Source organism: Pseudomonas sp. Pseusp3 (assembly GCF_047304225.1).
GTDB classification, from domain to species: domain Bacteria; phylum Pseudomonadota; class Gammaproteobacteria; order Pseudomonadales; family Pseudomonadaceae; genus Aquipseudomonas; species Aquipseudomonas fluorescens_CD.
The window spans coordinates 18,471-39,886 of sequence record NZ_JBGLYV010000060.1 but is presented as its reverse complement, the minus strand read 5'-3'; the positions used below and the strand labels follow the sequence as shown (position 1 = coordinate 39,886).

Sequence of the window (21,416 nt, the reverse complement as noted above, 5' to 3'; positions counted from 1 at the left end):
GTGCTGCGGCGTTGCCGGGCTCAAGCCGAGCTACGGCCGGGTCAGCCGCATCGGCGCGCATCCGTTGGCTTCCAGCCTCGACTGCGTGGGGCCGTTCGCCCGGACCATGGACGACCTGATAGCCGCGATGCAGGTGATTTGCCCGGGTTTCGACGTGCAAGGTTTGCCCGGTGACGGCGCCAAAGTCGGCTTTCTCGACGTGGCCTGCGATTCGCACCTGCAAGCCAGCCTGGGTGCCGCCGCCGACCGCGCCGGGTGGCGTCGCAGCCATCTGCACTTGAGCGAATTCGAAGCGGCGTTCGCCGCCGGCCTGACCGTGATCAATTTCGAAAACTGGGCGGCGTTCGGCCACCTGACCGGCAAGGGCCTGATCGGCGCGGACGTGGAAACCCGTTTGCTGGCGGCCAGTCGCACCACTCGCGAAGAACTGGCCCAGGCCGAAGCCGTGCGCGCCTGTTTCACGCAGCAAGTGGATGCAGCGCTGGAGGACTTCGCGGTGCTGTTGCTGCCGACTCTGCCAAGCCTGCCGCCGACCCTCAGCGAGGCTCGTGCCGGCAGCAAGGCTGTGGCTGGCATGACGCCGCTGGTACGGCCCTTCAACTTGAGCGGCCACCCGGCGTTGTCGGTGCCGGTGGAAATCGATTGCGGCGGCTTGAAAGTCGGCCTGCAAATCGTCGGCCGTAAAGGTCAGGACGAAATGGTCTGCGCCTTCGGTGCGCAGCTGCAACAAAGCATGGCCGGTGAACCGTCCCAAAAGAAACCATAAAAAGAAGCCATGAGGAGAACCGCATGAGCACTCATGAATACCGGCTGATCGCATCATCGAAAAGCCCGGACGAACTGGTCAGTCACGACCGCGTCGACGTCTCGCTGTACAACGACCCGGCGCTGTTCGAAGCCGAGCTGGAAAAGATTTTCTACCGCACCTGGGTGTGGGTTGCCCACGAAAGCGAAGTGCGCAACAGCGGCGACTTCAAGACCACCACCATTGGCCGTCGCCCGGTGATCGTCGTGCGCGACAAGAAGAACACCATCAACGTCCTGGAAAACCGTTGCCGGCACCGTGGCGCCACCGTGTGCGAGAAGCACAAGGGCAACGCCAGCGGTTTCACCTGCCCGTATCACAGCTGGTCCTATGGCCTGGACGGCAAGCTGCGCGCGCTGCCGTATCCGGATGGCTATGAAGGCATCCTGGAAAAGTCCGAACTGCCGCTCACCAGCCTGCGGGTCGAGAGTTATGCAGGCATGGTCTTCGCCAGCTACAACGACGAGATCGAACCGCTGGAAGACTTCCTCGGCGGCGCCAAACACTGGATGGACCTGTTCATGAAGCAGGGCGCCGGCTACCCGATCAAGACCCAGGGCGAACACAAGTTCAGCTTCAAGGGCAACTGGAAGATCCAGCTGGAAAACACCACCGACGGTTACCACTTCCCGATCGTGCACAAGTCGTTCATGTCGTCGGTGGATGAAGAAACCTCGGAAATGCTCTCGTTCATGACCGACGAACAGGCCGTGACCCACTCCCTGGGCAACGGCCACAGCGTGATGGTGATGGTGCCGGAGCACGTCGACCTCGATCACGACGACGGCACCGAGCAGTTGCAGGAGCGCTTTGCCCACGTCACTGAAGAACTGTCGAAAAGCATGCCGGCCGATCAGGTCCGTCGCATCGTGCGTTCGTTGCACGGCGCCGGGTTCAATCTGAACCTGTTCCCCAACGTGGCCATGTCGATGTCGTTCTTCCGCGTGCTGCGCCCGGTGTCGGTCACCGAAACCGAGATCCGCCACGTTGCCCTGGGCATGGACGGTGGTCCTGAAATCGCCAACCGCGAACGCATGCGCATCCACGAACACTTCCAGGGCCCGTTCGGCTTCGGCAGCCCTGACGATGCCGAAGCCTGGGACCGCGTGCAGCGCGGCTCGTATGCCGGCGTCGATGCGCCAATCCTGGTCAACCGCGGCCTGAACCGCGAAATCACCGCTGAAAACGGCGACAAGGTCAGCCACGCCACCGACGAAGGCGGCATGCGCGGTGCTTACGACATGTGGAAAAGGATGATGAGCCAATGAGCAATCACGACACCCTGAACGGTTTTACCGGTCCCTTGGCCCAGGCCATCGAATTCATCTGGCGCGAAGCCGAACTGCTCGACCACAAGAACTACGCCGAATGGGCGACCCTGTGGAGCGCAAGCGGCCAGTACATCGTGCCGATCGACCCGGACACCGAAGATTTCGAAGCAACCCTCAACTACGCCTACGACGATGCGCGCATGCGTGCCTTGCGTATCGAACGCTTGAGCGCCGGCTTCTCGCCGTCGGCGGTGGACGCGGCGAAGACCATTCGCACTGTTTCGCGTTTCCGCCTGGTGGAAGCCGCCGGTGACATCGTCGAAGTCAACTCCGCGCAGTTGCTGTACGCCTACAAGCGCGGCGTGCATACGCCGTTCGTGGCCGACCTGAACCACCGCATCCGCTTCACCGACGGCGTGCCGTCGCTGGAGCGAAAAGTGGTGCGGCTGATCAACTCCACCGACAGCCTGAGCGCGCTCGGTTTCCTTTTGTGAGGGCAGGATCATGAGTCGAGTAGCCCTCGTAACGGGTGCTTCGCGTGGACTGGGCGAGTGCATCGCCCGACGTCTGCATGCAGCGGGTTATCGCGTCGGCCTGGCGGATGTACGCCTCGATGGTGTGCAGCAACTGGCCGCCGAGCTGGATGGCAGCGGCGCCACTGCGGTCGCCATTGAACTGGATGTGCGCAGCAAGACCGACTTCCAGCGTGCCCGCGACCTGCTCGCCGAGCGCTGGGGCGGCACTGACATTCTGGTGAACAACGCCGGTGTGTCGAAGGTCGCGGCGCTGATGGACATCACGCCGGAAGAGTTCGACGAGTCGATGGCGATCAACCTGCGCGGCACCTTCGTGGCCTGCCAGGTATTCGGCGCACATTTTGCCGAGCGTGGCTTCGGGCGCATCGTCAACATCGCGTCCCTGGCCGGACAGAACGGTGGCACCGCAACCGGTGCGCACTATGCGGCGGCCAAGGGTGGCGTGGCGACCCTGACCAAGGTCTTTGCCCGTGAACTGGCCCCGCAAGGCGTGACGGTCAACAGCATCTCGCCAGGTCCGTTGGACTTGCCGGTGGTGCGCGAAACCGTGGCGCCTGAGCGTCTGGAACAGATCCTGAAAATGATCCCGGCCGGCACCCTTGGCGATCCGTCGTACATCGCCGACAGCGTATTGCTGATGGTCGCCGACAACGCCGCCTCCGTAACGGGCGCGTGCTGGGACATCAACGGCGGCCTGTTCATGCGCTGAGACGCAGAAAAATGCCCCCCTGTAGGAGCGAGCCTGCTCGCGATGGTCGTCAACGATGACGCTGGAAACCTGGCACCCCGTGTTGTTCTCAGGTTCATCGCGAGCAAGCTCGCTCCTACAGGGGATCGGCCCAAGTCGTACCGTTAAACAAAAACAAGTATTCAGGTGATGCAATGATGAAGGTGAAGATCGAAAGGATCGTCGACGAAGCGCTGGATATCCGTTCCTTTCGCCTCGTGCGCAGTGACGGCCAGCCGCTCGACACCTATGAGCCGGGTGCCCACGTCGACCTGACCGGGCCGACCGGGGTGACCCGCCAGTATTCGCTGTGCAGCCCGCCCCAGGATCGCCGTGCGTATCTGGTGGCGGTAAAGAAAGAAGCGCAGTCGCGCGGTGGTTCGCTGGCGTTGCATGAGCAGGTTGAAGAGGGCATGGAGCTGGAAATGGGTGCGCCGCGCAACCTGTTCCGCCTCGATGAAAGTGCCGGCGAACACGTGCTGTTCGCCGCCGGTATCGGCGTGACGCCGCTGTTGAGCATGGCTTATCGACTGGCGGAAAGCGGTCAGCCGTACCGTCTGCACTATTTCGCCCGTTCGGCGCAGTACGCTGCGTTTACCCAGCTGTTGGCGACGAATTTTGCCGATCACGTGGAGTTCCACTACGGCGTGGAGCCTGCGGATCTGGACGGCGCGCTGAGCGAATGCCTGGAGCGCGCCGGCAGCGCCGCCCATGTCTACACCTGCGGCCCGGCACCGTTCATGAACAAAGTGGTGGAGGTGGCTTCGCGCAGTCGCCCGGATGATGCCATTCACCTGGAGCATTTCGCGGCGGCCCCGGCGGCCAACAGCGCGCCGGCCGGCACGTTCGAAGTGGAACTGGCCAGTTCCGGCGTGGTGCTGCAGGTGCCCGCCAACGCCAGTCTGGTCGACGTACTGCAGGCTCACGGTTGCGACATCGACACCGAGTGCCGTGAAGGCATTTGCGGCACCTGCATCGTCGAGGTCCTGGACGGTGTGCCGGAGCACCGCGACAACTGCCTGTCGAACAAGGAAAAGGCGTCCAACAAGCAGATTTGCGCTTGTGTATCACGGGCGCTTTCCGCTCGTCTGGTATTGGACCTTTAAGACCAGGAAGGCTGGAAAGCCTGCGCCGGAGCCTGTTGAATGGGCGCCCGGCGGCCGTCGAGGGAGGCGATGGCTACAGAAACAACGGTTTTGACGAACCGCTCGATGAAGCGGTCGAAAAATAACAACAAAAAACGTGAGGCATTGCGGACATGATTACAGCATCGACGGTGCGCAACGAGGCGTTCGAAAGCTGGTTGAGCCAGGTGAACCAGGCCTGTGGGCGTTTCGATGCCCGGGCGCTGGATACCGATTTCTACGGCGAACTGGCGGAATTTCGCAGCGGTGCGATCAACCTCAGTGTGGTCGACATGGCGCACGTGCATTTGTATCGCACCAGCAAGGACGTCAGCACCAGCAGCGACGGCCACTACTACGCGGTGTTCCAGATGCGGGGCAGCTCGCAACTGGAGCAGGGCGACAACCGTGCTCAATTGGGTTGTGGTGACATCGCGCTGATCGACGCCAGCCGTCCGAGCGACATGATCTACAACGACGATTGCCGCCAGCTTTCGTTGATTCTTCCACGCCAGGTGGTCGAGCGTGGTTCGCACTTCAATGCCGTCAACTGTGCCACGCGAATCGCGGCCAGCAGCCCTCTTGCGGCGATGGCCAACAAGCTGGTGCAGGGCACCCGCCAGCAGGAAGGGCTGGACATGCAGGAGAGCGAAGCCGTGCTCGATGCCCTGGCCAGCCTGTTGCTGCCGGGCATCAGCGCCCGCGACAGTGGCGCGGACCCGCACGAGCGACAATTTCGCAAGATCATCGCCTTCATCGACGCGCACCTGAGCGACGAAGAACTGTGCCCCGAACTGATTGCCCGTGAAGTGGGGATTTCCGTGCGCGGCCTATACCGGATGTTCTCCAAGCGTGGCCTGGTGGTGGCGCAATACATCAAGCACCGACGCCTGGACTTCTGCGCCGAAAACCTGCGCCGCGCCGATGTCGAGCAGAAGCTTTCGGCACTGTGTTATGCCTGGGGCTTTTCTGACTCCAGCTATTTTTCCTCAGCGTTCAAATCACGCTTCGGCGTGTCGCCGGGTGCTTATCGCAAGCGCTATAGCCACAATTGATGTTGGATGTGCTGGCCCCTTCGCGAGCAAGCCCGCTCCCACATTGGATCTGCGCCGTACACAGAGCCAATGTGGGAGCGGGCTTGCTCGCGAAGGCGGCCTCATGACCGCCGCAGATCACTCAGTGCCGCACCGGCTCTTCAGTCGGCAAATGCAGCACCTCGCGCACCAGCATCGCAATGCTGGTCACGCCCATCTTTTCCTTGATCTTGGTGCGGTGCACGTCAACGGTCTTCACGCTGATGTTCAGTTCCCGCGCAATCACCTTGCTGGCCTTGCCATCAATCACCAGCATCAACACTTCCCGCTCACGGCTGGTCAGCAGTGCCAGCTTGCCTTGCAGGTTCTGCCGCTGCTGCTGATCGGCCTGGGCGTGTACGGCGGTCTTCAGCGCGGCCTGGATGCGGTCGATCATCTGCTGCGGGTTGTAGGGCTTCTCGACGAAATCCAGCGCACCGTTCTTCATCGCCGTGACCGACATCGGAATATCGCCATGGGCCGAGACGAAAATGGTCGGCAAGGTGCTGCCGCGCTGGTTGAGGATTTCCTGCAGCTGGAAGCCACTGGTCTCCGGCATGCGCACGTCGAGCACCAGGCAGGCGGGCTGCCTGGGGTCGTATTGGCTGAGGAACTCTTCGGCGCCGGCAAAGCACTGCGCCTGCACGCTGACCGACTCTAGCAACCAGGCCAGGGAAGTGCGCAGGTCCTTGTCGTCGTCAACGATATAAACAATCGGTTTACGGGTTTCCATCGGGGCTGCCACGATAATTTCTAATTATTGTTTTCGCACGCGAACGCACGGCACGCATCGGCTCATCGTTCTGGAGCCTGTATGCAGAATACCCACTGTGGCCGGCCCTTGCGATAAAGAAACCACCTAGTCGACTAGCGGAAACCCAGCCTCACCATGGGGATCGTCAGAATGGTTGTGCCGCGCCCGCAGCCGTAGTCTTGTTCCATCACCTACGGGCCGCTTTCGACGCGGTCCTCCTGAAGGAAGGGGCATCGACATGGCCGACCTGAGCCAGCAGCAAATCGACTTTCGCAACGCCATGGCGCAGCTGCCGGCGGCGGTGAACATCATCACCACCAACGGCCCGGGCGGGCGCTGCGGCATCACCGCCAGCGCCGTGTGCTCGGTGACCGACTCGCCGCCCACCGTGCTGGTGTGCGTCAACCGCAACAGCGCCACCCACGACGTATTCCGCACCAACGGCCGGTTGTGCGTCAACGTGCTGTGTGGCGAGCAGGAAGAACTGGCCCGGCACTTCGCCGGCATGACCCAGGTGCCGATGGCCGAGCGTTTCGCCTGGGACCTGTGGGACGATGGCGCGGCCGACGTGCCGGTGCTGCGCGATGCCCTGGTGCAGCTGGAAGGGCGGATCAGCGAGTGCAAGGAAGTGGGGTCGCATTCGGTGATGTTTGTCGAGCTGGAAAAGGTCGGGGTGCGGGAGCCGCGCGATAGCCTGGTGTATTTCAACCGGTTGTTTCATCGCCTTGAGCATGCCAGCGCGGCTTGATCGGGACCGCGTTATCGTTCTTCGCGAGCAAGCCCGCTCCCACAATGGTTTATGTCGTACGCAAATGTTGTGTACATCAGAGATCCCTGTGGGAGCGGGCTTGCTCGCGAAAGCGGTATCCGTTCGAAGTACATGTTTAACGGCTGTCAGATTAACTTCCTGCAAGCTACAGCGCCTTGCGTCATAGCCTACAGGTACGCCAGAATCCGCCGGCTTTCGCGCCCTGGAGGCCATCGGTAACTTGGTCCGTGTCACTGATTCCCAGTGATCGGGTTTAGCAGCCCGTGGTATTTGAAGGTCGTACGAGTGTCCGTCAGGCAGGTATTCCATACCTGCATTTGATGGTGGCTGTGCGTAGGGCGCCCTTGGGCGCGCCGGCTTTCTTCTTTTCCCCGGTCTGCTAACCTGCGTACAGCCGCCACCCCCTCGTTTAGCAGCGACGGCGTGGCTGCATCACAACGGAAAAGAACATCATGTTCAAGGTTACGCCTGATCCACCAGACAACGATTCCTGCCCCAACCCGGCCGCTCATATCATGGCCACCCCGCATAAACCCTCCACACTGTTCACCATCAACCCCGACATCGACACCGAAACCCTGCTGGCCCACGCCTGCGAGTCACTCGCTTCAGCCAGTGTCATGGCCAACGATCTGGCGGGATTTCTGCAGGGCACGCACCGCAACACCCTGCTGGGCATCGCGCAAGTGATCATGCTGGGGGAGTTGGCGGTGAACCGGGCGCTGGATCGTCTCGATCCGTCTTGAGCGTGATCCGGGTTGCCCGCGATAGGGGTGTGTCAGTCGATATGGATGTTGGATGTGAGGGCCTCTTCGCGAGCAAGCCCGCTCCCACACTTTGATCACCGTCGCACACAGGATTTGTGTTCGCTGGAGATCCAGTGTGGGAGTGGGCTTGCTCGCGAAAGCGGTATATCAGGCCTGCAAATATTCCCGAGTCAACAAGCAAGCCCGTTCAATCAGCATCGGCGCCATTTCAATCGCCGTCGGCGTGCCCTGGCGGGTGTGAATCCAGCCCAGGTAGGTGGTGCCGCGCAGCATCAGAAACAACGCCAGGGTCTTGCGATCCGTCTCGGTCAGCGGCTTGACCGCGTTGTAGCCGTCGAGCAGCGCCGCCTTGATCTGCTCATAGCGCGGGTCATCCAGGCAGAAGTACAGCGCCGTGGCCAGCTCGAACATGTGCCAGCCAAACCCGGCATCGTCGAAGTCGATCAACCGCAGACGCGGCCCTTCGATCAGCAGGTTCTCGGGCACCAGGTCGGCGTGAATCATGCCGAAGTTGCCCAGGTGCCGACCATACTGGCGCAAGTCCTTGCGCGCCCTGCGCCGGGCCTGTTGCAGCAGATCCCGCTGCTCATCGCTGAGCTGTTCCAGTTCCCAGAAACGCCCCCAGAACGGGTTGGCGCCGATCAAGCCTTCTTCGTCCCAGGCATGCCGGACGAACTCGTCCGGCTGCTGCCAGTGCGTTGAATGCAGGTGGATACGCGCGGCAATTGCGCCGGCTTCACTGAACAGAAAGTCGATTTCGGTATCGGCCTGCACCCCGTTCTCCGAGGTGCCTGCGGTCGCACCGGGCAGCCAGGCGAGCATGTCGATGTGGCGGGGTTCGCCGATGGCTTGATGGGTGACTTCGACCAGGTGGCTTTGATTTTGCGCACGGATGATTTGCGGAACGGTAATACCGGCGCCCGCCAGCGCCTCCATCCATTGCAGCTCGGAGCGCAGCGCGGCTTGGCTGTGATAGCCATTGCGATGGATACGCAGGGCCACCCGCTGACCATCGTGGCGGCGGGCGGAAAACACCGCGTTCTCGCGAAACTTCACCAGTTCAATGTCGGCGAATTCGCCGTCCCACTGGTGCAGGGCATGGTGCGCCAGTTCGTGCAGACGGGCCACTTGCTGGTCATGGGACAAGGTGTGGAATTCAGTCATGGCAAGGCCTCAAATCGCGCTGAGCGCGCTGTCCAGGGTGTCGACGAACAGGTCCGCGTGGTCGCGACCGAACACCAGCGGTGGGCGAAGCTTGAGAATGTTGTCGCCGGCGCCGATCTTGCTGATCAGCACGCCGTTCTCGCGCATGTCGTTGACCACCTTGCGCGCCTCCAGTCCGGCCGGCTCTTTGCTTGCGTGGTCGCGCACCAGTTCCATGGCGAAGAACAGGCCCTTGCCGCGCACGTCGCCGATGATCGAGTGCTTGTCGGCCAACACTTGCAGGCGTTGCTGCACATAGGCACCGACGCTTTGTGCGTTTTTCAGCAGTTGCTGCTCTTCGATCACATCCAGTACCGCCATGCCGACCGCAGCCGCCACGGGCGAACCGCCGAAGGTGTTGAAGTACATGGCGTGGCGCCCGAAGGATTCGACCAGCGCCTTGTGGGTGATCAACCCGGCCAGTGGATAGCCGTTACCCATCGGTTTGCCGAGGGTGACGATGTCCGGCACCACGCCGTGTGCCTGGTGGCCCCACAGGTGATCGCCGGTACGGCCAAAACCCGATTGCACTTCGTCGGCGATGAACAGACCGCCAGCGGCACGGATCAGCGCCGCGGCCTTGTTGACGAAACTGGCCGGCACCCGCGGCAGGCCTTCGTTGGCGAACAGGGTATCGATCAGCAATGCGGCCGGGCGAATGCCCTGGGCCTGCATCGAGGCAATCGCCGCTGCGATGTTGGCCGCATACTCCTCGGCCAGTTGTGCCTCGGTGGTGCCGGCCGGTGCGCGGTACAGGCACGGAATCGGCACGGCGCGCGCATGGGCGGCGAAGGGCTCCGGTGAGGGCAGGGCGGTGGTGACTTCTGCCAGCGATGCCGAATTGCCGTGGTAGTTGTAGTCACTGACGATGATGCCGGTGCCGCCACTGGCGAACCGCGCCAGGCGCAGCGCCAGTTCGTTGGCTTCGCTGCCGGTGCAGGTGAACATGGCGGTGTCCAGCGGCGCGGCGAAGGTCGCGGTCAGACGTTCGGCGTAGCGCACCACGTGTTCATCCAGGTAGCGGGTGTGGATGTTCAGCGTGGTGGCCTGGCGGTGCATGGCCTCGGTCACGTGGGGGTTGCAGTGACCGACGCAGGGCACGTTGTTGTAGACGTCGAGGTAGCGCCGGCCGTCGACGTCGAACAGCCAGACACCTTCGCCGCGCACCAGGTGCAAGGGCTTGTCGTAGAACAGCGGCGAGGCGCTGCCGAGTACGCGATGACGGCGGTGCAGGAGAGAGTCTTCAGGCATGGTCTGGAACCTCGATGACGGTGGTGCGGCGGTTGCGCAGCAGGTAATTGAAAATGCACAGGGTGAAGGTCACGGCGAGGGCGATCAGCATCAGCATGTCGAGCTGGAAGCAGGCGGCGATCACCACCAGCGTCAGGGCCAGGCCCAGCCACGCAACCAGTTTGCCGCCGACCAGGGTGAACGGCCGTGGCAGGTCCGGTTGGTTGCGCTTGATGTGCAGGTACGCGCCGAAGATGAACAGGTAGCAAACGTTGAGCAGCAGCACGACCGCGAGCATCACCGTAGCCGGGTCTATTTCGGACAGCGGTAGGCCGATGGCGCCGATCAGCAACAGCGCCGGGTAGGGCGTGCCGCGTTTGCCGGTCTTGCCCAGCCATTGCGGGAACAGGCCGTCGCGGGCCATGGCGAACAGTTGCCGGGAGGCGGCGTACACCAGGGAAAAGAAGGTAGCGATCAGGCCGAACACCGCGCCGCAGCCAATCACCCTGGCCAGCCATGAACCTTCACCGAAGGCGCTGTTGCTGGACATCGCGGCATACAGCGGGTCGCCAGCCGAGCCGACCAGCTCGACACCACCGGCACCCGGTGCACACACCAGCACCACCAGCGCGGTCACCAGCAAGGTGCCAATGGCCGCCAGAATGCCGCGGGGCATGGTGCGACCGGGGTTGTGCGCCTCTTCGGCGGCCGAGCCGGTTTGCTCAACGGTGATGAACAACCAGATCGCGAATGGCACGCAGGCGAAGATGCCGCCAAGGCTGACCGGTGTTGCGACGCTGGCGGGCAACTTCAGCAAGTTGGCCAACTCGACATGGGGCGCCATGGCCACGCCAAAAGTGAGCAGGGCGACAACGGCTATCACACCGGCAATGAACGTCAGGCCCATGGCTTCACCGACGCCACGCATGTGGATGCCGATGATTACCGCGAACAGGGCAATCTTCACCGGCCAGCCACCGAGGCCGAAAATCGATTCGGTGTAAGCGCAGATAAAGGTGGCCGCCGCGCCGGTGCCGATAGTCAGTGCCAGGGCACAGGCGAAACCGACGAGGTAACCCACGAACGGCCCGAACGCACTTTGCGCATACACGAACACACCACCGGCACTCGGTAGCGCCGTGGACAGTTCCGCCACGCACAAGGCCAGGCCGCCGCAGAGCAGGGCCATCAACAATGTGGCGACCAGCATGTTCAGCCAGCCACCGGCCGCCAACCCGAAGTTCCAGCCGGAAAACTGCCCGGCCACCACCAACGCAATTCCGAGGCCGGCAATCTTTGGCCAGCCCAGCGCACTTTTCTTGAGCACAGAAGTCTCCCGCGACCCGAAGGCCGAATTATTGTTTTAGTGAGGAATGGAGGGGTTCAGCGTTGCTTTGCGCCCATGGAATGGGGCTGGTCTCGATACTACGCGCGGGGCGCGGCGCGGCATGTTTGTGCGCATGCCATGTCGTTGGTTGTGGGTGCCAGATTTGATCCCGATGGTGATCCTCTTCGGGAGCCTGCATGCGAAGGCAACACCTCGGTCCAAGACGAGCAGAGATCTGCGCATCCCACCTGCAATGTCAGACCCGACTGTCAGTTCATTCTGATTTTTCCAGCTCTAAGGATATGCAGGCCAACGGCTGTGTACTGTGTTGGCACTGTGTTTTAAGGAGGAGAGGAAGAGCATGGACACGTCTTCAAAGAAAACCGTATCAGGAGGTGCACTCCAACAAGCCCTGCTGCAGATCGATCTAACGGAAGCTGCCACGCCGGATCACGCTGTTCGGTTATTGCTGAAGGAAATCCTTCAAAAACTGACTGAAAAAGGCTGGCCGCAAGCGCAGCTACTGACAGGGCCACGAATTGTGTCCGCTGAAGAAAACTACGGGTTACTCGGTTATGACTCGTCAGAAGTTACGCTAGGGAGTGCACACACACGCTGGGTCGACGAGTGCTCGTTGTTGCGCACGCAAACCACCAGTCAAATTCCAGCAGCACTTCAGCGTGCGGCTCAAGTACGACAACCAGGAGAGACAATATTACTGGCCGCACCCGGCATCACTTTCCGCCGCGACAGTCGGGATCGTTGGCACTGTGCGGAACCACATCAGATGGATATCTGGGTGCTGGGTGATCCCGAGTTGTCGACGCATGAACATTTGCTGCGTCTGGTTAGCGATATCCTCAAATCAGCGGTGCCTGACAAGTCCTGGATCTACAACCAAAGTCCGCATCACTACACGGAGGGTGGAATCGAAGTGAATGTGTTGAACGACCGCGCTCAGGTCGAGGTGCTGGAGTGCGGTCGAATTGCGAAATCCTTGCTGGACCGACTGAAGATAGATCCTGTGCGTCATGGCGGGTTGGCGCTCGGAATGGGATTGGATCGTCTGACCATGTTGCGCAAAGGAATCCCGGATATTCGTTTGTTACGCGACAAGAACGAACGAGTACAGGCGCAGATGCATGATCTGAATCCGTGGAGCGCCGTCTCTCGGTTGCCTTCGATTACTCGTGATATTTCGTTAGCGGTAACGCCGGGTTTGAGCGAGGAAGTGTTGACCGAAAGGATGTTGCAGGCTGCTGGCGACTGTTCTGACTGGATCGAAGAAATGCAGGTCAAGGGGCGTTGGCCATTCTCGGATTTACCTATGCAGGCAATTGAGCGCCTGGGGCTTCTGCCGGGACAGGAAAATGTGCTGCTGCGCGTTGTACTGAGGGATTGTTCGCGATCCATCACTACTGCTGAGGCGAACGCCTTGTATTCGAAAATTCAGTCGGCGCTGCATGAAGGTGCACTGGGCGCGGGTTATAGGATGGATCTTCCCAATGTTTAGTCGAGATTGATGTTGGATGTGCTGGCCTCTTCGCGAGCAAGCCCGCTCCCACAGGGATTTTCAGTGAACACAGAGTTTGTGTGCGACCTGGATCAAATGTGGGAGCGGGCTTGCTCGCGAAGGCGGCAGATCAGGCAACATCAATCCTCAGATCCGAAAACTCCCCACCAACTGATTCAACCGCGCCGCCTGTTGCTCCAGCTCGGTACAAGCGCGCAATGTCGATTGCAAATTCTCCACGCCTTGCTGGTTCAGGGTGTTGATTTGCGTGATGTCGACATTCAGGGCCTCGACCACCGCGGTCTGTTCTTCGGTGGCGGCGGCGACGGACTGGTTGACGTTGTCGATTTCGCCGATGCGCTGGGTCACGCTGCCCAGGCGGGAGCCGGCGAGGTTGGCGATGGTGACGCTTTCTTCGCTGTGGCGCTGGCTCTCTGTCATGGTGGTGACCGATTCCCGCGCGCCCACTTGCAGTTCCTCGATCATCTGCTGGATCTCCAGCGCCGATGTCTGGGTGCGTCCGGCCAGGCTGCGCACTTCGTCAGCGACGACAGCAAAACCACGGCCCGCTTCACCGGCCCGCGCCGCTTCGATCGCCGCGTTGAGCGCCAGCAGGTTGGTCTGCTGGGAGATGCCCTTGATCACCTCGAGGATCTGCCCGATGTTCACGGTCTTGTCGTTGAGCACTTCGATGTTGGCGCACGATGCACTGATCTTGCCGGACAGTTCGTTCATTACCTCGATCGTGCGCTGCACCACCTGGCGCCCATCCTCGGCCTGTTGCCGGGCATTGGAGGCCTGATGCGAGGCGTCGGAGGCGTTATGGGCGATCTCCTGTGCGGCCGCGCCCAACTGGTTGATTGCCGCCGCCACGCTGTTGGTGCGGGTGGATTGATCGTCGAAATTGCTCATCGACGAGTTTGACGCATCCAGTACCCGCCGCGCGCCTTCGTTCACCCCCAGCGCCGCCGATGACACCTCGCGGATCGAATGGTGGATGCGCTCGACAAAGCGGTTGAAAGCGGTCGCCAGTTGCCCGATTTCATCCCGCGATTGCACTTGCAGGCGCCGGGTCAGATCGCCTTCGCCGAGGGAAATATCCTCCATGACCCGGGTCAGTACTTGCAGCGGCCGGGTGATGCGCAGCGCCGTGTACCAGATCAGCAGCAGGCCGAGCAGGGCCGAGCCGCCACCGAGCAGCAGTTCAAGCGCAGTGCTTTGCACGCCTTGGGCATCGAGTTCGTTTTGCAGTGTGGCGACTGGTGCCAGCAACACGTCCTGCGGCACACCGACCAACACACCCCATGGCGCGGCACCGGCAATCGGCGACAGCGGCTCAAGGACCTTGATCTGCCGGGCGTCGACAAACACTTCGGGTTTGCCCTGGCGCAAGGCGTCCATGACCTCGTTGCTGTCCATCGGTTGGCCCAGGCGATTGACATCCTGGCTGTTGGCGGAGATTACCCCACGCGGGCTGACGATGCTGATCCGACCGTTGCCATCGAACAGCGCACGGGCACTGGTTTCGCTGTTTTGTTGCAGGGCGGCGAGGTTGATATCCAGTCCCACCACGGCAATGACCTTGCCGTTTTCCAGCAGCGGGAAGGCAACGCTGGTCACCAGTTTGCGGCTGCCGGAGGCTTCGTCGAAATAGGGCTCCAGCACACAGGCCTGGCGGGTGTCGCGGGCGCAGGTATAGAAGGCGTTGTACGGCGCGCCGCTCGGCCCCGGCTCGGTGTTGGCGAGCAGGCCTTCGTCGCCGATCACCGCTTGCAGTTCGCCGGGTTTGCTCTGCACCCAATACAGCGAAAAGCGTCCGGTTTCATTGCTGCCAAGTTCCGCCTGGTTGGCGAAACCGGCGTCGGCGCCATCGAGTGCACCGGGTTCAAAAATGACATAAAGCCCGAGCAGGTCGGGCTTGTCGATCAAGGCCTGGTGAAGCTGGGTGCTCAGCTCCTGGCGCAGTTGTTGGCGGGTCAGGTTGCCCTTTTGTTGCAGTTGTCGCAGGTACAACAGGTAGCGCGATAACCCCTGGCCGTATTCGTGGGTCTGCATGAAGGTGCGTTGCACTTGCATGGCCTGCACTTTGCCCAGCGCTTGCATGTGTTCCCTGGCCGCATTGGCGAGCATGTCGCCGCTGGCTTGCGCCACTTGCTCGCTGCTCTTGTGGGTCTGATAGAGCGACAAACCCATCAGCAAGCCAACGACCAGCAGCAGGCAGAGGCCGGCGAGGAGGGCGATCTTGCTCTGGATCGTCAGGAATTTTTTGTGCATTGGAAATACCTTTTTCCACACGGGCAACGACAGCGCCGTTGCCCGTGACCGACATTAGAAACCAGTGACGAACAGCAGTTGGGCGTAGACGTTCCGGTCGTTGTTACCCAGTTGCGTGCCGCCGTTGTCAGCACTCTTGTCCGGTTGGTAGAAGCCCACCAGCGGCATCACGGTCAGGTGATCGTTGACGTGCCATTCGGCATACAGGTCGACTTCGTGGCCGTCGGTGTTGCCCAGGCTGCGGTCGATGGTGTCGTAGTTGAAGTACAGCGCGCCGAGGTTCAGGTTCTCCAGCGGCGAGACTTTCAGCCCGACGTTCTGGATGCGTGAGTTGGTGTTGAACGGCCCGGCGTAGTTGCCTGCCACTTCGCCCTGGAACCAGGTGCCGTAACCACGGCTCATGCCGTAGAACAAGGTGTCGTAGCCTTCCGAGAAGCGGCTGTAGCGGTAGCTGACGTTCGGCGTCCAGGCAGCGTCGGAAAAGGTCCAGCCGGCTTCCAGGTACCAGGCGTTTTCGTCGGAGGCGTGGGGCTTGTCCTGCCTGGCGTATTCGCCGGAGAGGAACAGGTCTTTCACCCCGGCATTGCCTGCCGCGCGTACGCTGTAGGTTTTCATGCCGTCGCGTTCGAGTTGCGCCGGGGAGGCGAACTGTTCGTCGATGTCGGTGGTCTTGATGTAGGTCAGGCCGACCGTGCCGGCCTCGGCCACGTGTTCCAGGGTGCCGACGTACATTTCGGTCTTGGCCTGGGCGCGGTTGTCGGACTTGAGCCACATCAGGTCGCCGCGCCAGCCTTCCTTGCCACCCAGACGCAATATGGCGGTTTCGTCGAAGGCCTTGCGCGCCGCCAGGTAGTAGGCGCCGCCACGGTTGAATTCGCCGTCGGCCAGGCCTTTTCCTATGTTCAGCGCGTCGCCATTGATCAGGAAACCATCGCCGATCATGATGTTCTGGCGACCGAATGACAGGTCGACGCCGTCCTTGCCCAACGCCCCGAACAGGTCCGCGGAACGCCAGCCGAGGTAGGCATCTTCGAACTTGGTGGTGCGTTCCGAACCGTCGCTGAAGCCGGCGGCATCGCCGTCGCCCCAGGTGCCGGAGCTGAGCAGGTTGCCCGCGCCGTAAGCCGTGCCCGCACCGCCCAGGCCCTTGTCGAAACTCAAACCGTATTTGATGTAGCCCTCGCGCCACGACGACGAACCTTCGTCGAGGCGGCCGGACAGGGCGTAGTTTTCCTGGCTGTGGAAAATGCCGAACGCCGCTTCCAGCGTGGCGTTCAGATGGCTGTCGTCATCGGCGTACAGCTCATAGGCGCTGGCCTGGCCGGCACTGATCATCAGCGCGAGAGTCGAGAGACGAAGCAAGGGGGACTTGAGCATGGTGTGGCATCCGTTCTTGTTCTTGAGCGCAGGTTTGCGGTCTTTTTAGATACTAAGGCCCGACTTTTCCCTGCCCTTTTCCCTGTTTGCCAATAAGTTGGCTGTGCATGCCAGATTCCCCGGTTTGGCAGCCCGGCCAATACAACTGGCACGCAGGGCAAAACCTGCGGGCCGGCGACCACCGACAATCCCTGACAACCTGCCGAAGCTCCCAGCCTCGGCATTATTAGTGTTGGCGTTCGCCTGCCGGCGAGTGCGCGGATTTTCAAGGTCGGTTTCTTATGTTCACTTCGCTGCGTTTGCCCCTGATCGGCTTGCTGTCCTTCACTCTGGTTCAGGCGGTGTCTGCCGCCGAATGCGCCCCGGATACCCGCCGTGGTGCCGAAGTGTTCTCCACTGAATGCAGTGTTTGCCACGCGGTGACCAAGGGCACGACCGGCATGATGGGACCGAACCTGTTCGGTGTGTATGGACGCAAGTCCGGCTCGCTGCCGGGCTTCAGCTACTCCCAGGCCATGCGCGACAAGGACGTCGACTGGCAAGCCGAGAACATCACGCAATTGATCACCCAGCCCCAGGCCTACGTGCCGGGCACTTACATGCCGTACATGGGCCTGGCCTCCGCCGCCGACCGTCAGGCAGTCGCATGCTTCCTCAAAGAACAACACTGATCAGGCCGGATCTGCGCCTGAACACATCGTCTGAATGAAAGGTGAATTATGAGCAACGTTGAAATCCTGCCCCAGGTTGCTGCATTCCTCGAACGTCGCCACGGCTGCTTCATCGATGGCCAGTGGGTGTTTGCCGAGGGCGACAGTATCGCCGTGGTCAACCCGGCCACCGGGCAAACCCTGTGCGAAACCCTGGATGCACCGCTGGAAATCGTCGAGCGCGCCGTGCAGTCGTCCCACAAGGCCTTCAAGTCTGGCGTGTGGTCGGGCCTGCGTCCGGCGGACCGTGAGCGCATCCTGCTGAACTTCACCCGTCTGGTCGAAGAGCACGCCGAAGAACTGGCGCAGCTGGAAACCTTGAGCCAGGGCAAGTCGATCAACATGGCCCGCGCGCTGGACCTGAACGCCACCGTGGAATTCATGCGCTACATGTCCGGCTGGGCGACCAAGATCGAAGGCCAGACCTTCGATGTGTCGATCCCGTTGCCACCCGGTGCGAAGTTCACTGCCTTCACCAAGCGTGAGCCGGTGGGTGTGGTGGTCGGCATCGTGCCGTGGAACTTCCCGCTGCTGATCGCGGCCTGGAAACTGATGCCGGCCCTGGCCACCGGCTGCACCGTGATCATCAAACCGGCCATGGAAACCCCGTTGACCGCCATGCGCCTGGCTGAACTGGCGCTGGAAGCGGGCATCCCGGCCGGCGTATTCAACGTGGTCACCGGGGGTGGCGCTTCCGTCGGCGGCGCGCTGACCCAGCATCCTTTGGTGAACAAAGTGTCGTTCACCGGTTCCACCGCCGTGGGCAAGAGTGTCGGCGTGGCGTGCATGGAGAACATGACGCGCTTCTCCCTGGAACTGGGTGGCAAGAACCCGATGATCGTGCTCGCCGATGCCGACATCGAGAAAGCCGTGCAAGGCGCGATCCTCGGTGGCTTGCTGAACAACGGCCAGGTCTGCGCAGCGGCCTCGCGTTTCTATGTGCACCGTTCGATCCATGACCAGTTTGTCGAAGCCCTGGCGGCCGCCGTCTCGGCGATGCCGATTGGCGCGGGCATGAACTGCGAAGCGGCGATCAACCCGCTGGTGTCGCGCAAGCAACAGCAAAGCGTACTCAAGCACATCGAACTGGCCCGCAAGGAAGGTGCGCGGGTGGTGACGGGAGGTGAGTTGCTGCAAGGCGACGGCTTCTTCGTGCAGCCGACCATCCTGGCGGACATCGACCACAGCATGGCCGTGGCCCGCGAAGAAGTATTCGGTCCGGTGCTGGGCGTGATGCCGTTCGACGACGAAGACGCCGTGATCGAATTGGCCAACGACAACCGCTACGGCCTGGCCGCCAGCCTGTGGACCAACGACCTGGGCAAGGCCATGAACCTGGTGCCACGCATCGAGGCCGGCACCGTGTGGGTCAATGCCCACGTGCTGCTCGACCCGGCGATGCCGTTCGGCGGCGTCAAGCAATCGGGCATGGGCCGCGAGTTCGGCCGTGCGGTGATCGAGGCGTACACCGAGCTCAAGTCGGTGTGCATCGCGCATTGATGTAGCGACCGCCTGCCGCGTGATCGAATATCACGCAGCAGGCGGTTTCGCCAGTTCAATGCCAGCGGCACCCAGCCGCTTGAGAATTTCAAACAGCAGCTGGCTTTTGATCGCGCCGACCGTGCGGGGACTGCCGACATAGCCGGTGATAGTCAACGTGATGCCTTCGGGTTTCAGCTGGCTGAAGCGCAAAAATGGCACCGGTTTATCCAGAATGGATTCGTGTTCGGTGAAGGTGTCGTAGAGCAGGTTCTGTACTTGCTCAGGGTCGATGTCCAGCGGGAACATCAGTTCGAGTATCACCACGCCCTGGGCGCTGCCGCCGAGGGTGACGTTGCGCAGGTTCTGCGAAATGAGATGCGAGTTAGGCACGATCATGATCGAGCGGTCGGCGAGTTGTATTTCCGTGGCCCGCACGTTGATCCGTCGTATATCGCCTTCAACACCACTGATGCTGATCAGGTCGCCGACTTTCACCGGGCGCTCGGTCAGCAGGATCAGGCCGGAGATGAAGTTCTTCACGATCTCCTGAAGGCCGAAGCCGATGCCGACCGACAAGGCACTGACGATCCAGGCCAGGTTGGTCCACTTGATCCCCAGCGACGACAGCGTCAGCAGCACCACCGATGCGTAACCGATATTGGCAAACAGGGTGCTGAGCGAGGCGCACATGCCCGGGTCCATCTCGGTTTTCGGCAGGAACTCCTTGTCCAGCCAGCGGCGTAACGTGCGGATCAGATAGACACCGATCATCAGTGTCAGGACGGCACGCATCAAGTTGTCCGGGACGATGTTCAGCGCGCGCAGCCCTTCACCGCCGAGTACGGCCACAGTGCCGGTGACCAGTTGCCCCAGTGTCGTACCGATCCCGCCGACAAACAACGCAATGAGGCCAATCAGTATCAGGATCGCGCGTCCTGCCCCGGACAATACGGTGCAGATCTGCTCCAGGCGCGGATTGCCGATGCCCAGCAGCTGTTTGATGGTCCTGCCGGTGGGTTGCCGGGCTGAAAAAAGGTAATCGCAAGTGTCCTGGTAAACCTGTGTGAGCAGGTAGAAACCGGCGAAGATGATGAATATCCAGACCAGTTCATAGGTGATGAACCGGGCCATCGTCACGTAGCCGATCACCAGGGCGAACAGCGACCCCACCACGGCAGCGCCGGTAAACGCATAAATCAGGCCGGCAAAGGTTGTGACACCTTCGGGGGCTTCTCCGGCAACGATCAGGTCTCTGCGGGTCTTGCTGACGCGCAACAGGAGCGCACCGATCACCAGGGCAGCGACCAACGCCACGATGCCCCGACCGAACAACACCACTTCGGCGCTCATGCCGGTGACATTACTCATCTGCACCAGTGTCACCAGCACCAGCAGCAGGCTTGCCAGCAACCTTGGATAGGGCGCCATCGCCAGGGCCACCGGATCGGCAATATCGGGCAGGCGCCATGAGGGATGTTTGGTCGACAGCAGTGCTCGGCTCAATCCGGTGATCAGCACGCAGGTATAGGCCAGCTTTTCCAGATACTGCGCCAGATCGGCCAGCAGCGGGGTGTAGGGCAGTTGCCGGGTCCCGGCAAAGTGCAGCAATTGCAAGGCTGCGCCGGCGGTCAGCACCGTCGCCAGTACCGACGCCAATGCAAGGGAGCTGCGCCGCAACCGGCCTTCAGGCATTCGATGGATGCACAGCCACGCCAGGCCCCGCCCGGCGAACCGTCGCCCAACGGTCCAGATGGCCAGGGCCAGTATCAGCAGTGCGGCCGTGATCCCGCGTTGTCCGGGTTGCCAGGCCGCCCGGTGCGTGGCCCCGAGTTGCTCGATGAGGGCACTGAAACGCTGGCGGTCTTCTGCCGGAAAATTGAACAAAGGTGACCAGAAAACCGGGTTCAGGATACTGGTGGTTTGCTGGGTCACTTCCGCTTCCAGCAGGCTGCGGCGAATACTGGCTATCTGGGTGATCAGCTCGGCGGCACTTTTTTTCAGCGCTTCCAGGGTTTTGAGTTGGCTATCGATCCTGTTTTTCTGCTCGCCGAGGGTGTCTCGCTGGGTGGTAATGGCAGACGTCACCTGTGCATTCTCGGCGAGGGGCACGGGCCCCAGCACGTTGAGTTGCGCCTGCAACTGCGCCTGCCCGGGCAGTAGCGATGCAGACAGGCTATCAATATCCTGGATCAGTACTTGCACCTGATCCTGTGCGCTTTCCAGTTGGGTGTAATTGGTGGCCAGGGAAACCTGCTGCTTGAGGCTGTTCAACTGGTTTTGCAGCCCCAGCAGATCGTTATCGGGGATGCTGATGACCGCAGGGGTGGCGGCGGGGGTAAGGGCGTCGGCCATGGGTGTCGCCAACAGCCAGCCCGGGCTTGCCGCCAGAAGCGCGAAGGCGATGCAGATCATTGACTTGAATACGTTGCACATCGGCGTGCTCGACGGGTTGTTGATCACTTAGCCAATGAGGT

General features: G+C 61.6%; 18 protein-coding genes and 1 pseudogene. 11 read left to right on the top strand and 8 right to left on the bottom strand.

Features of this window, described 5'->3' with window-relative positions; translation table 11 throughout:
* The 6 genes from ACCD00_RS20005 to feaR all read left to right on the top strand — a co-directional run.
* A partial coding sequence (locus tag ACCD00_RS20005) for an amidase family protein (RefSeq protein WP_413427144.1) occupies window positions 1-766 on the top strand: 766 nt, incomplete at its 5' end.
* 23 nt (window positions 767-789) lie between these two features.
* Window positions 790-2,073: an aromatic ring-hydroxylating oxygenase subunit alpha gene (locus ACCD00_RS20000; protein WP_413427142.1), complete on the top strand. Its 1,284-nt coding sequence runs from the start codon at window positions 790-792 to the stop codon at window positions 2,071-2,073.
* Entirely contained in the window at window positions 2,070-2,570 is a 501-nt protein-coding gene (locus tag ACCD00_RS19995) for an aromatic-ring-hydroxylating dioxygenase subunit beta (RefSeq protein WP_413427140.1), read from the top strand. The genes ACCD00_RS20000 and ACCD00_RS19995 overlap by 4 nt, the downstream gene beginning before the upstream one ends.
* A 10-nt stretch (window positions 2,571-2,580) precedes the next feature.
* Entirely contained in the window at window positions 2,581-3,321 is a 741-nt protein-coding gene (locus ACCD00_RS19990) for an SDR family NAD(P)-dependent oxidoreductase (RefSeq protein WP_413427138.1), read from the top strand.
* A 173-nt stretch (window positions 3,322-3,494) separates the two neighbouring features.
* A complete protein-coding gene (locus ACCD00_RS19985) occupies window positions 3,495-4,445 on the top strand; it encodes a PDR/VanB family oxidoreductase (RefSeq protein ID WP_413427136.1) in 951 nt (316 codons plus the stop codon).
* A 152-nt stretch (window positions 4,446-4,597) separates the two neighbouring features.
* Entirely contained in the window at window positions 4,598-5,518 is a 921-nt protein-coding gene (feaR, locus tag ACCD00_RS19980) for a transcriptional regulator FeaR (protein WP_413427134.1), read from the top strand.
* Window positions 5,519-5,639: 121 nt separating this feature from the next.
* Here feaR and ACCD00_RS19975 read toward each other — a convergent pair whose 3' ends face one another.
* On the bottom strand, window positions 5,640-6,269 hold the full coding sequence (locus ACCD00_RS19975; RefSeq protein ID WP_413427132.1) for a response regulator transcription factor: 630 nt from the start codon (window positions 6,267-6,269) through the stop codon (window positions 5,640-5,642).
* Window positions 6,270-6,528: 259 nt separating this feature from the next.
* Between ACCD00_RS19975 and hpaC the strand changes: the two genes are divergently transcribed.
* Window positions 6,529-7,038 carry a 4-hydroxyphenylacetate 3-monooxygenase, reductase component gene (gene hpaC / locus ACCD00_RS19970; protein ID WP_413427130.1) on the top strand — a complete coding sequence of 170 codons (510 nt, stop codon included), beginning with the start codon at window positions 6,529-6,531 and terminating at the stop codon, window positions 7,036-7,038.
* A 473-nt stretch (window positions 7,039-7,511) separates the two neighbouring features.
* Window positions 7,512-7,805 carry a DUF6124 family protein gene (locus ACCD00_RS19965; RefSeq protein ID WP_413427128.1) on the top strand — a complete coding sequence of 98 codons (294 nt, stop codon included), beginning with the start codon at window positions 7,512-7,514 and terminating at the stop codon, window positions 7,803-7,805.
* A 168-nt stretch (window positions 7,806-7,973) separates the two neighbouring features.
* On the opposite strand, the gene ACCD00_RS19960 is transcribed toward ACCD00_RS19965, so the two are convergent.
* From ACCD00_RS19960 to ACCD00_RS19950, 3 genes are read right to left on the bottom strand one after another with little or no spacing between them, the layout of a single operon-like run.
* Window positions 7,974-8,990, bottom strand: coding sequence for a phosphotransferase enzyme family protein (locus ACCD00_RS19960; RefSeq protein ID WP_413427126.1), 1,017 nt, complete (start codon window positions 8,988-8,990; stop codon window positions 7,974-7,976).
* 9 nt (window positions 8,991-8,999) lie between these two features.
* Window positions 9,000-10,280: an aspartate aminotransferase family protein gene (locus ACCD00_RS19955; protein ID WP_413427124.1), complete on the bottom strand. Its 1,281-nt coding sequence runs from the start codon at window positions 10,278-10,280 to the stop codon at window positions 9,000-9,002.
* Entirely contained in the window at window positions 10,273-11,586 is a 1,314-nt protein-coding gene (locus ACCD00_RS19950; protein WP_413427122.1) for an amino acid permease, read from the bottom strand. Before ACCD00_RS19950 ends, ACCD00_RS19955 begins: the two co-directional genes overlap by 8 nt.
* 361 nt (window positions 11,587-11,947) lie before the next feature.
* On the opposite strand from ACCD00_RS19950, the gene ACCD00_RS19945 reads away from it, so the two are divergent.
* A complete protein-coding gene (locus ACCD00_RS19945; protein ID WP_413427120.1) occupies window positions 11,948-13,099 on the top strand; it encodes a hypothetical protein in 1,152 nt (383 codons plus the stop codon).
* Window positions 13,100-13,246: 147 nt separating this feature from the next.
* Here ACCD00_RS19945 and ACCD00_RS19940 read toward each other — a convergent pair whose 3' ends face one another.
* The 3 genes and pseudogenes from ACCD00_RS19940 to ACCD00_RS19930 all read right to left on the bottom strand — a co-directional run bounded on the left by ACCD00_RS19940 (window position 13,247) and on the right by ACCD00_RS19930 (window position 16,750).
* Window positions 13,247-14,500: a methyl-accepting chemotaxis protein gene (locus tag ACCD00_RS19940; protein WP_413427148.1), complete on the bottom strand. Its 1,254-nt coding sequence runs from the start codon at window positions 14,498-14,500 to the stop codon at window positions 13,247-13,249.
* Between the two features lie 144 nt (window positions 14,501-14,644).
* Window positions 14,645-15,154 (bottom strand): annotated as a pseudogene (locus tag ACCD00_RS19935) (cache domain-containing protein); the annotation flags it as partial.
* A gap of 273 nt (window positions 15,155-15,427) precedes the next feature.
* On the bottom strand, window positions 15,428-16,750 hold the full coding sequence (locus ACCD00_RS19930; RefSeq protein WP_413427118.1) for a hypothetical protein: 1,323 nt from the start codon (window positions 16,748-16,750) through the stop codon (window positions 15,428-15,430).
* Window positions 16,751-17,031: 281 nt separating this feature from the next.
* On the opposite strand from ACCD00_RS19930, the gene ACCD00_RS19925 reads away from it, so the two are divergent.
* A complete protein-coding gene (locus ACCD00_RS19925) occupies window positions 17,032-17,421 on the top strand; it encodes a c-type cytochrome (protein ID WP_413427116.1) in 390 nt (129 codons plus the stop codon).
* A 48-nt stretch (window positions 17,422-17,469) separates the two neighbouring features.
* Window positions 17,470-18,960: an aldehyde dehydrogenase family protein gene (locus tag ACCD00_RS19920; protein WP_413427114.1), complete on the top strand. Its 1,491-nt coding sequence runs from the start codon at window positions 17,470-17,472 to the stop codon at window positions 18,958-18,960.
* A gap of 30 nt (window positions 18,961-18,990) precedes the next feature.
* Here the strand turns inward: ACCD00_RS19920 and ACCD00_RS19915 are convergent, their stop codons facing one another.
* The gene (locus ACCD00_RS19915) at window positions 18,991-21,294 is read right to left on the bottom strand and encodes a DUF3772 domain-containing protein (RefSeq protein ID WP_413427112.1); all 2,304 of its coding nucleotides are present in this window, start codon (window positions 21,292-21,294) and stop codon (window positions 18,991-18,993) included.
* Window positions 21,295-21,416 lie beyond the last annotated feature (122 nt).

What these genes read in the sequence shown, in the direction of transcription:
- ACCD00_RS20000 (WP_413427142.1), top strand. Translation starts at nt 790, where the DNA reads ATGAGCACTCATGAATACCGGCTGATCGCATCATCGAAAAGCCCGGAC.
- ACCD00_RS19995 (WP_413427140.1), top strand. Translation starts at nt 2,070, where the DNA reads ATGAGCAATCACGACACCCTGAACGGTTTTACCGGTCCCTTGGCCCAG.
- ACCD00_RS19990 (WP_413427138.1), top strand. Translation starts at nt 2,581, where the DNA reads ATGAGTCGAGTAGCCCTCGTAACGGGTGCTTCGCGTGGACTGGGCGAG.
- ACCD00_RS19985 (WP_413427136.1), top strand. Translation starts at nt 3,495, where the DNA reads ATGATGAAGGTGAAGATCGAAAGGATCGTCGACGAAGCGCTGGATATC.
- feaR (WP_413427134.1), top strand. Translation starts at nt 4,598, where the DNA reads ATGATTACAGCATCGACGGTGCGCAACGAGGCGTTCGAAAGCTGGTTG.
- ACCD00_RS19975 (WP_413427132.1), bottom strand. Translation starts at nt 6,269, where the DNA reads ATGGAAACCCGTAAACCGATTGTTTATATCGTTGACGACGACAAGGAC.
- hpaC (WP_413427130.1), top strand. Translation starts at nt 6,529, where the DNA reads ATGGCCGACCTGAGCCAGCAGCAAATCGACTTTCGCAACGCCATGGCG.
- ACCD00_RS19965 (WP_413427128.1), top strand. Translation starts at nt 7,512, where the DNA reads ATGTTCAAGGTTACGCCTGATCCACCAGACAACGATTCCTGCCCCAAC.
- ACCD00_RS19960 (WP_413427126.1), bottom strand. Translation starts at nt 8,990, where the DNA reads ATGACTGAATTCCACACCTTGTCCCATGACCAGCAAGTGGCCCGTCTG.
- ACCD00_RS19955 (WP_413427124.1), bottom strand. Translation starts at nt 10,280, where the DNA reads ATGCCTGAAGACTCTCTCCTGCACCGCCGTCATCGCGTACTCGGCAGC.
- ACCD00_RS19945 (WP_413427120.1), top strand. Translation starts at nt 11,948, where the DNA reads ATGGACACGTCTTCAAAGAAAACCGTATCAGGAGGTGCACTCCAACAA.
- ACCD00_RS19940 (WP_413427148.1), bottom strand. Translation starts at nt 14,500, where the DNA reads ATGGACGCCTTGCGCCAGGGCAAACCCGAAGTGTTTGTCGACGCCCGG.
- ACCD00_RS19930 (WP_413427118.1), bottom strand. Translation starts at nt 16,750, where the DNA reads ATGCTCAAGTCCCCCTTGCTTCGTCTCTCGACTCTCGCGCTGATGATC.
- ACCD00_RS19925 (WP_413427116.1), top strand. Translation starts at nt 17,032, where the DNA reads ATGTTCACTTCGCTGCGTTTGCCCCTGATCGGCTTGCTGTCCTTCACT.
- ACCD00_RS19920 (WP_413427114.1), top strand. Translation starts at nt 17,470, where the DNA reads ATGAGCAACGTTGAAATCCTGCCCCAGGTTGCTGCATTCCTCGAACGT.
- ACCD00_RS19915 (WP_413427112.1), bottom strand. Translation starts at nt 21,294, where the DNA reads ATGGCCGACGCCCTTACCCCCGCCGCCACCCCTGCGGTCATCAGCATC.